At 33.0% G+C, this 12,455-nt stretch carries 11 protein-coding genes; all 11 read left to right on the top strand.

The window, feature by feature from the left end:
• Positions 1-181: 181 nt before the first annotated feature.
• The 11 genes from CLOCEL_RS06560 to CLOCEL_RS06610 all read left to right on the top strand — a co-directional run bounded on the left by CLOCEL_RS06560 (position 182) and on the right by CLOCEL_RS06610 (position 12,433).
• On the top strand, positions 182-604 hold the full coding sequence (locus CLOCEL_RS06560) for a DUF5104 domain-containing protein (RefSeq protein ID WP_010076068.1): 423 nt from the start codon (positions 182-184) through the stop codon (positions 602-604).
• A gap of 757 nt (positions 605-1,361) precedes the next feature.
• Positions 1,362-1,928, top strand: coding sequence for a DUF5317 family protein (locus CLOCEL_RS06565; RefSeq protein ID WP_010076066.1), 567 nt, complete (start codon positions 1,362-1,364; stop codon positions 1,926-1,928).
• A 119-nt stretch (positions 1,929-2,047) separates the two neighbouring features.
• On the top strand, positions 2,048-2,683 hold the full coding sequence (locus CLOCEL_RS06570) for an accessory gene regulator ArgB-like protein (RefSeq protein WP_010076065.1): 636 nt from the start codon (positions 2,048-2,050) through the stop codon (positions 2,681-2,683).
• Positions 2,684-2,699: 16 nt separating this feature from the next.
• Positions 2,700-2,834: a cyclic lactone autoinducer peptide gene (locus tag CLOCEL_RS06575; protein ID WP_010076064.1), complete on the top strand. Its 135-nt coding sequence runs from the start codon at positions 2,700-2,702 to the stop codon at positions 2,832-2,834.
• Between the two features lie 590 nt (positions 2,835-3,424).
• Positions 3,425-3,937, top strand: coding sequence for an acetolactate synthase small subunit (gene ilvN, locus CLOCEL_RS06580; RefSeq protein WP_010076063.1), 513 nt, complete (start codon positions 3,425-3,427; stop codon positions 3,935-3,937).
• Between the two features lie 30 nt (positions 3,938-3,967).
• Complete coding sequence (gene cimA / locus CLOCEL_RS06585; protein ID WP_010076062.1) at positions 3,968-5,563, top strand: citramalate synthase; 1,596 nt, start codon at positions 3,968-3,970, stop codon at positions 5,561-5,563.
• 152 nt (positions 5,564-5,715) lie between these two features.
• A complete protein-coding gene (gene leuB / locus CLOCEL_RS06590; RefSeq protein WP_010076061.1) occupies positions 5,716-6,798 on the top strand; it encodes a 3-isopropylmalate dehydrogenase in 1,083 nt (360 codons plus the stop codon).
• A gap of 5 nt (positions 6,799-6,803) precedes the next feature.
• Complete coding sequence (ilvD, locus tag CLOCEL_RS06595; protein ID WP_010076060.1) at positions 6,804-8,462, top strand: dihydroxy-acid dehydratase; 1,659 nt, start codon at positions 6,804-6,806, stop codon at positions 8,460-8,462.
• A gap of 17 nt (positions 8,463-8,479) precedes the next feature.
• On the top strand, positions 8,480-10,141 hold the full coding sequence (gene ilvB, locus CLOCEL_RS06600) for a biosynthetic-type acetolactate synthase large subunit (protein ID WP_010076059.1): 1,662 nt from the start codon (positions 8,480-8,482) through the stop codon (positions 10,139-10,141).
• A gap of 30 nt (positions 10,142-10,171) precedes the next feature.
• Positions 10,172-11,176 carry a ketol-acid reductoisomerase gene (gene ilvC / locus CLOCEL_RS06605; protein ID WP_010076058.1) on the top strand — a complete coding sequence of 335 codons (1,005 nt, stop codon included), beginning with the start codon at positions 10,172-10,174 and terminating at the stop codon, positions 11,174-11,176.
• Positions 11,177-11,521: 345 nt separating this feature from the next.
• Positions 11,522-12,433, top strand: a complete 912-nt coding sequence (locus tag CLOCEL_RS06610; protein ID WP_010076057.1) for a branched-chain amino acid transaminase — start codon at positions 11,522-11,524, stop codon at positions 12,431-12,433.
• Positions 12,434-12,455 lie beyond the last annotated feature (22 nt).

A 12,455-nucleotide genomic window follows, 5' to 3' on the forward strand; every position in this document is an offset into this window, starting at 1 on the left:
AGAGAGTGATATGTGTAGTAGTGGTAATTGGATATATACATCAATGGAATGAGATTTTTAGTTGGAGTTCTAGAAAAAATAACTGATGAATAACTAGAATTAACCTTAGTTATGAGACTGGATGAATAGCTGATTTTAAGGTTCATGGAATAATAGCTTAGAATTGCTGTATAACGAGTGTATGGTATTTGAAACAAAACTTAATCAAAAGGAAAAAATCATGAATGTTAAGAAATTATTATCAGTTGCAACCATTATTTCACTTGTTATAGGTCTATCAGCATATAGCAATTTTAAAATTGCACGATTTTCGGAAAATGATGAAAAAACCGGTGAAATACGTTTTCAGAAAATCATAGAGGCATTAGACAAGAAAGACACAGAAGGACTGAAAATGATGTTCTCTCCTCAAGCCTTGAAAGAAGCCAAGGATATTGATGGAGGTATAGAATATTTAATGCACTTCTATAAAGGTGAGATTAAATCAAAGATTGACGCACGTCAGGTATTTGAATCAAAGAGACCTGGGGAAAAGACAAAAGAACTGAAATGCTTCTATGAGAGTTATAACGGAGTAAGATACGTATATAGTATTTTTTATTGACCAGTTAGTTGATACTAAAAATAATGATAATGTTGGGATTTATATGTTACAAATAATAAAGGAAGCGAATGAAGAAAAAGAGTTTGACTGGGGAAACAAGACAAGGTGTGAGGGTATTTATCGACCAGATGCTGAGAAATAACAAGTTTAGATCTGGCTTCTGGAACTATGACTAAAGATAGTTTAAATAAAAATATTCATGCTTGCTAGATGGCTTTCATATGGTTTAAGGGTGTATAAAGTGATAATAGTTTTTGTGAGATGAAATAAAATGTTAATTCAAGATGAAATACCTTGGTTAAAGATGTAAAATTACACTAAGAATAATTTAGTTGTAATAATGGCTAATACTGATGAATTGATTCTTATCAAGTAGATAGGGAAAAGTTCAAAAGTATTAGCCTTTCTTAATGTTGAGAAGTTTTGAAAAGAGTACAGATCTACTGTAAAGGAAATTGAGTGGAAGTTTAAAATGTATCTAGAAAAAATGAAAGAGTGAGGATTTAATTGAAAGTTAAGTATAAATTATTAAGTCATAAATGGTGTTAAAGATATTATCGATAAGCGTAAAAAGTTTATAGAAAATATAATATAATTTTAATAATATATTACACAAAATAAATAAGATGCAATAAAAGTAAAAAAAAAGGTGGAAAATGTAAAAAAGATATGAAATCTTTGAAAAATCATGTATTATTATAGGTTAAAATGTTATAATGATATAAAAATAATTACATAATAGGAATTAGGTAAAAATATGATAGGTGCTATTTTAATTGCGTTTTTGGCTGCCAAGTTGAAAGGTTATAAGATCAATTTATTGTTTAAATCTTGGGCAATATATCCGATACTGTTTTGGGAACTGCTGTATTGGTATATGCAGTTAGCAATTATGCAAGATGATTATAGTTTTGTACAATATTCAGAAGTACTTCAAAAATTTTATCTTTTGAGTTTTATAATATTGATTATTAAGTATAAGCAATATTATAGTGCAATAGTAGGATCTATATGTATATTTATTGGAAGCATTCTGAACTCAATTGTTATTAAAGTTAACGGAGGTAAGATGCCTGTATTTCCTAGCATATCCTATTTAACTGGATATATTGAAAATAATGATTTTTATAAGATTGAAAATATACATATACTGGGGAGTGATTCAGTGAAACTTAAATTTCTCACAGATATTTTTGATACTGGATTTAGTGTTCTAAGTATTGGAGATATATTTATTAAAGCTTTTGTATTTATTATGCTATTCAATACAATAAAGTATTTAAATTCTAATAAGATTGATGGTGCAAATGCATATATTGATTAATTAAGTTTCTGACATATGCTGGGTTGAAAAATTAAAATTGATATATAGTTTCATTATTGAGAATACAGCGAAAAATTACAGTGGTATTATTTCAAATTTTCATAGAGAAGAGTGAGAAGGTGCTTGTAGAGAAAGTTACAGCCAGGATTGTCGATAACTTAGAGGTTGAATTAAACCTAGATAAAGATAGGAAAGCGGTTATATACTATGGTACATTTGCCTTGGTGCAAATGATATTATCAATTCTATTGGTTCTTGTATTAGGATTTCTAATAGGTGTTCCTACATATGCAATTACATTATCTATAGTTACAAGTACCCTTAGAAAATATTCTGGTGGAGCTCATGCTGAAAGCTCTAGAAATTGCATTGTTCTTGGAACTATTATTTGTCTTTTACAAGCGATGTTGATAGAATGGTTTGTTCCACATATGCAGGAAAATATAATTGCAGTCATAGGGATTATAATATTCATAGTCTCGTTTTATTTAATATATAAAATAGCACCAGTAGATAATATAAAAAAACTTATAAAAAAAGAAGAAAAAAAGAAAAAGATGAAAAAGAGGTCTTTAATAGTCCTATGTATATATTATGTTATAACTTTAGTTTTACTTAGCGGAAACAATTCTGTTTTTTTCCCATATGTAGGGTGTGTTTATATGGGGATCATTTGGCAAGTATTCACTATAACTAAATTAGGACATTTAGCTTTAGGAAAATTAGATACTCTTTTAAATATATTTTTAGGTTAATTGAGGGGGACAAAAAATGAGAAAAACAAAAAGTAAAGTTCTATCTTTATTCGCCGTACTTACGACCGTGATAGCATCAATGGTTGCATCTTCTGCGTGCTTTTGGTACTACTATCAACCAGAAGAACCAGAAATATTAAGAGATAAGTAAAATAGGTTGCAAGAAATTTTTAAATTTTTTCTAAATAAGAAAACTATATTTAGAAAAAATATGACTATAATATGTCAGCCTGTATATGTCATTAGGATACAAAAAAACTAACACAATATGAAAATCACCGAAATAATTACATAGAAATATGTAAAAAAAAGAATTTGTAAAGGGTTTCTTTGAAAAAATGATAAATTTTCAAAAGAGTATTGATTGATTTCGTAAAAAGTAGTACAATTTCATTAAATGAGAAAATGCTTTGATGGAGACTGTTGTTTAGTATATATAAAGCTTAAGAGAGTCGATGGTTGGTGAAAATCGATGCTTTAACTAAATAAGAATCACTCCTGAGCAGAGTCCACGAAAGAAAGTTCAAGTAGGGGATTTCCGGTATGCTCCGTTATTGGCAAGGGTTTGTTGGAACCTAGTGATGTAATAAAAGGCGGATTTCCACCTCTTAGTTTTATCGCTAAGGAGTGGTTTTTTTATACACTTTTTTAGTGGTCATTTACGTTGAAAAGGCTCTAGCTTAACCTTGACGTAGTGACCATTTTTCGTATTTGCTTAAAAATAGAAAGGGGGCAATTTTTATGGATAGGCACATAATATCTGTTTTAGTGAAAAATTCTGCCGGGGTTTTGAGCAGAGTAGCAGGTCTATTTACAAGAAGAGGCTTTAACATCGAGAGTTTAACAGTTGGAAGTACAGAGAATCCAGAATTTTCAAGAATGACTATAACCATGGTTGGAGATAATGGAAATTTAGAACAAATAAAAAATCAGCTTAATAAGCTTTATGATGTTGTTAAGGTTGTAGAATTAAAGGCAGATAATTCTGTTATTCGAGAATTAGTGTTGATCAAGGTAAATGCTACTGATGCTGAAAGAGGTGCAATTAATGAAGTTGCTAAAATCTTTAGATGTAAGATAGTGGATATTTCAGAAGATACGTTGACTATTGAGCTTACAGGAGATGAAAGTAAAATATCTGCATTAATTAAGCTTATGGAGAAATACGGAATTAGAGAAATCGTTAGAACTGGAATTGTAGCTCTTGAAAGAGGCGAGAATGATATCCAAAGTTACGAAGAGGCTTGGGTATAATTTAATTCATAATCTTAAGGCGGTGAGAAATTGAACAAAAAAATAACCATCTTCGATTCTACCTTGAGAGATGGAGTTCAAGGTCAGGGAATATCTTTTTCTGTTGAGGATAAACTAAAAATAGTTAAGTGTCTTGATAAATTAGGGGTTGAATATATAGAAGCAGGGAATCCTGGTTCAAATCCAAAAGATATAGAATTTTTTAAAAGGATTAAAGAATTAACCCTTAAAAAATCTAAAATTGTTGCTTTTGGAAGCACTAGAAGAGTCGGGGTAGAAACTAAGGATGATAATAATGTAAAGAATCTTTTAGCTGTTGAAACAGATGCTATATGTATATTCGGAAAGAGTTGGGATTTTCATGCTACTGAGATATTGAAAACAACATTAGATGAAAATCTTCAAATGATAAAAGATACTGTAAGTTATTTGAAGGGTAAAAATAAGCAAGTGTTTTTTGATGCAGAGCATTTTTTCGATGGATATAAAAACAATAGTGAATATGCTATGAAAACAGTGGAAGCAGCCAAAGAAGCAGGAGCAGATGCAGTCGTTTTATGTGATACTAATGGCGGAACTTTGCCACAGGAAATCTATGAAATAACGAAAGCTGTACAAGATGCTTTTAAGGATATTAGTATAGGTGTTCATGCACACAATGATATGGGAATGGCTGTTGCTAATTCAATAATGGCTGTTGAAGGTGGAGCAAATCATATTCAAGGTACATTTATTGGTTTTGGAGAACGTTGTGGAAATGCAAATTTAAGTACGATAATTCCAATTCTACAGCTAAAAATGGGTTTTAATATAGTAGACAGTGAAAAATTATCAGAGCTTACGTCTTCTGCTAGATTTATATCAGAAGTTTCAAATATTACTTTAAATGATGATGCACCCTTCGTTGGTAATGGAGCTTTTGCTCATAAAGGTGGTATGCATATAGATGCAGTTTGTAAGGATCCAGTTTCCTATGAACATATAGAACCTACGTTGGTAGGAAATAAAAGAAGATTTTTAATTTCTGAGGTAAGTGGGAAAAGTACTGTATATAGTCAAATACAAAAAATTTCTCCAGAGCTTCCTAAGGATTGTGAGGAAACAAAGATAATTACAGAAAGATTAAAAGAGCTAGAGTTCCAAGGTTATCAGTTCGAAGGGGCTGAAGGCACTGTGGAATTGATAATGAGAAAAATTCTTGGCAAATATAAACCTTTCTTTGAATTAATAGATTTTAAAGTTATTGGTGAACAACCTTCGTTAGATTCAAACTTTAAATCCACTGCTATGATGCATATTGTAGTAGATGGAAAGAAAGAGATGACTGCGGCAGAGGGAGAAGGACCTATAAATGCTTTAGATAAAGCTTTAAGAAAGGCTTTAGAAGTATTTTATCCAGAACTTCAATCTGTTCGTTTAGTTGATTATAAGGTAAGAGTTTTAGATACAGGATGTGCTACAAAAGCAAAGGTTAGAGTTCTTATAGAATCTACAGATGGTGAAGAAAAGTGGAGCACTGTTGGAGTTTCTACAGACATTATTGAAGCTAGTTGGGTAGCTTTAGTGGATTCTATTGAATATAAATTAATAAAAAACATAGAAAAAAAATTGAAGGCTTATTTTTAGCTAGAACAATAAGGAGGAGTGCAGTAAGAATATAACTATTACCCAAGATCCTTAAGTTCACACTAAATTAAGCTTAACAATGAAGAACATAGGATTAATTGGATAAAAACAAATAGTAAAAATTATATTAAATAAATTGGGGGTTAATTTACATGATATATAAAATAGCTACAATACCTGGAGATGGAATAGGACCAGAAGTAATCGCTGAGGCAGTAAAAATATTAAACGTTATAGGTGAAAAATACAACCATGAATTTGAGTTCAACTATGTAACAGCTGGTGGTTGTGCTATAGATGAGTTTGGAGTTCCACTTCCAGAAGAAACATTAAAAGCTTGTAAGGAAAGTGATTCTGTACTTTTAGGGGCTGTTGGTGGTCCAAAATGGGATGATCCAACTGCAAAAGTAAGACCTGAGCAAGCATTGCTTGGATTAAGAGGAGAGCTTGGTTTATTTGCTAATTTAAGACCAGCTGTATTATACGAACCATTAAAGGATGCAAGTCCTCTAAAACCATCACTAGTAGCAGAAGGAATCGATATAATGGTTGTTCGTGAACTTACTGGTGGTATCTACTTCGGAGAAAGAGGAAGACTTGAAGAAAATGGAGTAGAAGCTGCTTATGATACAGAAAAATACAATGTTAACGAAATAGAAAGAATTGTTAAGCTTGGATTTGAAACAGCAATGAAGAGAAGCAAGAAGTTAATGTGTGTAGATAAAGCAAACATATTAGAAAGCTCAAGACTTTGGAGACAAGTGGTTGCAAGATTAGCTAAGGATTATCCAGAAGTTACTGTTGATCATATGTATGTTGATAATGCAGCTATGCAATTAGTAAGAAAACCAAGCCAATTTGACGTAATAGTAACTAGCAATATATTTGGTGATATATTATCAGATGAAGCTAGTATGGTTACTGGTTCAATTGGAATGTTACCATCTGCAAGTCTTGGATCTACTAACCTTGGAATGTATGAACCAATTCACGGAAGTGCACCAGATATCGCAGGTAAAGGAATAGCTAACCCATTAGCTACAATTCTTTCAACAGCTATGATGCTTAAATATAGTTTTGGACTTGTAAAAGAAGCAGAAGAAATAGATAATGCAGTTCTAAAAGTTTTATCTGCTGGCTATAGAACTGGCGATATAATCAGCGAAGGAAAGACACTAGTTGGTACTGTAGAAATGGGTAACTTAGTTGCTGAAGCTATAAAAGAAGGGAAGTAATTATTATGAGAAGCGATAAAGTGAAGGCGGGTCCTGAAAGAGCACCACACAGATCTTTATTAAAGGCTGATGGTCTTTCAGATGAAGAACTAGCAAGACCATTGATTGGTATAGTTTCTTCTCAAAACGATATAATACCAGGACATATTAACTTAGATAAGATTGTTCAAGCAGCAAAAACAGGAGTATTAATTGGTGGAGGAACACCGATTGTATTCCCTGCTATAGGTGTATGTGATGGTATTGCAATGGGTCACGAAGGAATGAAATATTCTTTAGCTTCAAGAGAGCTTATTGCTGACTCAATAGAATGTGTTGCTAAGGCTCATAGCTTTGATGCTTTAGTATTAGTTCCAAACTGTGACAAAATTGTTCCAGCAATGATGATGGCAGCTTTAAGATTAAATATTCCATCAATAGTAATCAGCGGTGGACCAATGCTTGCAGGTAGATATGAAGATAAGAGTGTTAGTTTATCAACTTTATTTGAAGCGGTAGGTGCACACAAAGTTGGAAAGATGACTGATGGTGAACTTGCTTGCCTTGAAAATAGTGCTTGCCCAACCTGTGGCTCATGTTCAGGAATGTTTACTGCTAATTCAATGAATTGTTTAGCAGAGGTACTTGGACTTGCGCTTCCTGGAAATGGAACTATTCCAGCTGTTTATTCTGAGAGAATAAGACTTGCGAAAAAAGCTGGAATGAAGATCATGGATCTTTTAACAAATGACATCAAACCAAGAGATATCGTTACAGAAAAGTCAATAAGAAATGCTCTTACTGTTGATATGGCTCTTGGATGTTCTACAAATAGTGTTCTTCATTTAACTGCCATTGCAAATGAAGCTGAAATTAAATTAGATTTAGATATTATCAATGAAATATCAGGAAAGACTCCAAACCTTTGTAAGCTAAGCCCTGCAGGAGAATCTCATATTGAAGATTTATATTGGGCTGGTGGAGTACAAAGTGTGCTAAATGAATTGTCAAAGGCTAATTTATTAAACTTAGATTGTATAACTGCATCAGGAAATATTGTTGAAGAAAATATCAAAGATGCAAAGGTTAAAGATTATAAGATTATCAGACCAATTGATGAACCATATAGCAAAACTGGTGGAATTCAGGTTTTAAAAGGAAATTTAGCAGTTGATGGTGCTGTTGTTAAAAAATCTGCTGTAGTTCCGGAAATGATGTATCATGAAGGTCCAGCTAGAGTTTTCGATTCAGAAGAAGAAGCTGTTGAAGCTATAATGGCAAAGAAGATTAAAGAAAATGACGTTATAGTTATTCGTTATGAAGGACCAAAGGGTGGTCCAGGAATGAGAGAAATGCTTTCTCCAACTTCTGCAATTATTGGAATGGGTCTTGATAAATCTGTAGCACTTATTACTGATGGAAGATTTAGTGGAGCAACAAGAGGTGCTGCCATTGGTCATATATCTCCAGAAGCAGCTGAAGGCGGTTTAATAGCTTTAGTTGAAGAAGGCGATATGATTCAAGTAGATATTACTAATGGAAAACTTCAATTACTAGTTGATGAGGATACTATACAAAGTAGAAGAAGTAAGTGGGTACCTAGAGAACCTAAAATTAAGACAGGATATTTATCAAGATATGCTAAGCTTGTAAGTTCTGCAAGCAGTGGAGCTACCTTGAAATAGATAATTGGGGTGAGTAAATGATTCTAAATGGGGCAGAAATTTTAGTAGAATGTTTAAAAGAACAAGGCGTAGATACTATTTTCGGGTTTCCAGGTGGAGCTGTTTTAAATATCTATGATGCACTTTACAAATATCAAGAGGATATAAACCACATATTAGTAAGTCATGAACAGGGTGCTGCTCATGCTGCTGATGGTTATGCAAGAGCCACTGGTAAGGTTGGAGTATGTCTTGCTACCTCTGGTCCTGGTGCAACAAATTTGGTTACAGGGATAGCAACAGCTTATATGGATTCAATACCTATGGTTGCTATAACAGGTAATGTAACTAGACCTTTGATAGGAAGAGATAGTTTCCAAGAGGTAGATATAACTGGAATTACGATGCCAATAACAAAGCATAATTTTATGGTTAGAGATGTAAAGGAATTGCCTAACATCATTAGAGAGGCTTTTCATATAGCTAGAGAAGGACGTCCAGGACCAGTTCTTGTGGATATACCTAAGGATGTTACAGCTCAAAAAGATAGTTATGAGAGAAAAGAACCTAAAACCGTAGAAGTAAGCGATAAATATATAACTGAACAAGCAATAGAAAAAGCAGTAAAACTTATAAATGAGGCTGAAAGACCATTAATATATGTAGGTGGAGGAATAATTTCTTCTGGGGCTTCAGAAGAAATTATAGAATTTGCAGAAAAAATCAATTCTCCAGTTTCATCTTCATTAATGGCATTAGGAGGTTTTCCAGCAAACCATAGACTTCATACTGGTATGATAGGTATGCATGGAACAAAGGCTTCAAATTTATCTGCAACAAAATGTGATTTATTTATAGCGATAGGAGCTAGATTTAGTGATAGAGTTATAAGTAATGAAGCACATATTGCCAACGCTAAAATTATCCACATTGATATAGATATCGCGGAGATTAACAAGAATATCAACGTAGATTCTTATATCATTGGTGATTTAAAAGAGGTATTAAAAAGATTAATACCAAAAGTTACACCAAAGTGTTGCGATGAGTGGTTGAAAAAAGTTGAGGAATTACAGAAACTTTCCATTCCTCAATATGAAAATTCAGATGCTATTACTCCACATTATGTAATAGAAAAGTTAAATGAACTTACTGAAGGTGATGCTATCATTGCAACAGATGTTGGGCAACACCAAATGTGGATAGCACAATATTATAAATTTTATAATCCAAGAACCTTTGTAACTTCTGGAGGTCTGGGTACTATGGGATTCGGTCTTGGAGCAGCTATCGGTGCAAAGGCAGCTAAGCCAGATAAAAAGGTAGTTTGTGTTTCAGGCGATGGTAGCTTTATGATGAATTGTAATGAACTTGCTACAGCAGTATCAGCTGATTTGCCAGTTGTAATATTAGTTATGAATAACCATGCCTTAGGAATGGTTCATCAATGGCAGCAATTCTTCTATGAGGAAAGATATTCTCATAGTATCATAGAAAAGAAAACTGATTTTGTTAAATTAGCAGAAGCTTATAGTGCTAAAGGATTAAGAATAACTTCAAAAGAAGAAGTTGTTGATGTCTTAAAAGAGGCTTTAAACAGCGATGTACCAGTTGTTGTCGATTGTTTAATAGAAGCAGAAAGAAAGGTACTACCAATGGTAGCACCAGGAGCACCAATAGATCAATTAATATGCGAATAAAAAAACTATATATAAAAGGAGGCCAATAAAATGGCAAAGTTATATTACGAAAAGGATGCAAATTTAGAATTATTAAGTGGAAAGACAGTAGCAGTTATAGGTTATGGTAGCCAAGGACATGCTCACGCGTTAAACCTTCATGAAAGTGGAGTTGACGTTGTTGTTGGTTTATATGAAGGCAGTAAATCATGGGAAAGAGCTGAAAAAGCAGGTTTAAAAGTTGCTGTTGTAGCTGATGCTGTTAAAGCTGCTCAAGTTATAATGATATTATTACCAGATGAAAGACAAAAATTTGTTTATGATGAATCAATAGCACCATACTTAACAGAAGGTAAAGCTTTAGTATTTGCTCATGGATTCAACATACATTTCCAACAAATAAATCCTCCAGCTGATGTTGACGTATTTATGGTTGCTCCAAAAGGACCTGGTCACATGGTTAGAAGACAATACACTGAAGGATCAGGAGTTCCATGCTTAATAGCTATACACCAAGATGCTACAGGAAAAGCAAAAGACATCGCTTTAGCATATGCTAAAGGAATCGGTGGAGCTAGAGCTGGTGTGTTCGAAACTTCATTTAAAGAAGAAACTGAAACAGACTTATTCGGAGAACAAGCAGTTCTTTGTGGTGGAGTTAGCGCTCTTATCAAAGCTGGTTTTGAAACTTTAGTTGAAGCTGGATATGCTCCAGAAATGGCTTACTTCGAATGCTGCCACGAAATGAAATTAATCGTTGACTTAATATTCCAAGGCGGAATGTCAACAATGAGATACTCAATCAGTGATACTGCTGAATATGGCGATTACTGCACTGGTAAGAGAATAATAACAGATGAAACTAAGAAAGAAATGAAACAAGTTCTTAAAGAAATCCAAGAAGGTGTTTTTGCAAGAAACTGGTTAACTGAGAACTATGTTGGAAGACCAAACTTCAGTTCAACAAGAAGAATTGAAAGTGAACACCAAATAGAAAAAGTTGGAGCTGAACTTAGATCAAAAATGACTTTCCCAGTTGTAGGAAAGATAGAGTAATTACTACATAAGGAGCTGCCGACTAGGCAGCACCTTTTCTATAGTGTATAAAAGAATAAAGATTGGAAATTACTAATGACGGTAGAGGATTGAATATTTCATTCTTTTCGTGTATTGGCCAATAAAAATTCTAATGTTTTTAAATATTAGAAAAAACACTTTTTAACTCTATGGAGCCCTTGCTCCCTAAGGAGTCTTAACTCCAAAAGGAATTACAATGTCTAAGGGATTTAATTTCTTAAGAGTCTTAACTGCTTAGGAGTATTTACTTCTTTAGAGTTAGTACTCCTTAGGGAGTTCTTCTTTAACTTTACGAAGATGAAAAAATGGATAGGAGGAAAATAAATGAGTACAATTGCTTTTTATGAAGGAAAATTCGTTGATGAAAATGACATAAATATAAGTGTAAGAAGTAAAGCCTTTAACTATGGATTAGGTTGTTTTGAAGGTATAAGAGGTTATTATAATAAGGAAGAGGATCAAGTATATATATTTAAACTTAGAGAACATTATAAGAGATTTTTACAATCTTGTAAAACTTTAAATATTCAGCTTCCATATACTTTAGATGAATTATGCGATGCTACAGTTGAATTAGTTAAAAGAAATAACTTTAAATGCAACGTATATTTGAGACCATTAGGATATAAAGATTCAAACAAACTTTCACCAAGCTTAGTTGATAATTCTTGTGATAGACTTGTTATATATGCTATGGAATTAAACAGCTATGCAGGAAAGGAAACTCTTGATACTATGGTATCATCTTGGACAAGAGTCCATGATAATATGATCCCACCAAGAGCTAAGACTACTGCTGCTTATTTAAATTCTGCTTTAGCTAACTTAGAAGCAGTACAAAATGGCTTTGATGAAGCTATTTTCTTAACTAGTGAAGGTTATGTATCAGAAGGTCCAGGAGAGAATATTTTCCTTGTTAGAGATGGTAAGGTTATTACTCCAGCTGCATCAGAATCTTTACTTGAAGGTATTACTAGAGCATTAGTAATTGAACTTGCTAAGAATGCAGGCATAGAAGTTGTTGAAAGAAGGGTGTCAAGAACTGAATTATATTGTGCTGACGAAGTGTTCTTTAGTGGGACTGCTATGGAGATAACACCAGTTGTTAGTGTAGACAGAAAACCAGTAGGTGATGGAAAAGTAGGACCTATATACTGGAAGATTAAAGAGCAATTTAATGGTCTTACTATTGGAAAGAATCCTAAATATGTAGACAGCTGCACAAAGGTATACTAGTTCTCGTTAGATTAGTATATTT

It is taken from the genome of Clostridium cellulovorans 743B, assembly GCF_000145275.1.
Lineage (GTDB): Bacteria > Bacillota > Clostridia > Clostridiales > Clostridiaceae > Clostridium_K > Clostridium_K cellulovorans.

Bases quoted from the DNA above. Each gene is read 5' to 3' on its own strand.
- CLOCEL_RS06560 (WP_010076068.1), top strand. From the start codon at position 182: ATGGTATTTGAAACAAAACTTAATCAAAAGGAAAAAATCATGAATGTT.
- CLOCEL_RS06565 (WP_010076066.1), top strand. From the start codon at position 1,362: ATGATAGGTGCTATTTTAATTGCGTTTTTGGCTGCCAAGTTGAAAGGT.
- ilvN (WP_010076063.1), top strand. From the start codon at position 3,425: ATGGATAGGCACATAATATCTGTTTTAGTGAAAAATTCTGCCGGGGTT.
- CLOCEL_RS06610 (WP_010076057.1), top strand. From the start codon at position 11,522: ATGAGTACAATTGCTTTTTATGAAGGAAAATTCGTTGATGAAAATGAC.
- leuB (WP_010076061.1), top strand. From the start codon at position 5,716: ATGATATATAAAATAGCTACAATACCTGGAGATGGAATAGGACCAGAA.
- CLOCEL_RS06575 (WP_010076064.1), top strand. From the start codon at position 2,700: ATGAGAAAAACAAAAAGTAAAGTTCTATCTTTATTCGCCGTACTTACG.
- ilvD (WP_010076060.1), top strand. From the start codon at position 6,804: ATGAGAAGCGATAAAGTGAAGGCGGGTCCTGAAAGAGCACCACACAGA.
- ilvC (WP_010076058.1), top strand. From the start codon at position 10,172: ATGGCAAAGTTATATTACGAAAAGGATGCAAATTTAGAATTATTAAGT.
- ilvB (WP_010076059.1), top strand. From the start codon at position 8,480: ATGATTCTAAATGGGGCAGAAATTTTAGTAGAATGTTTAAAAGAACAA.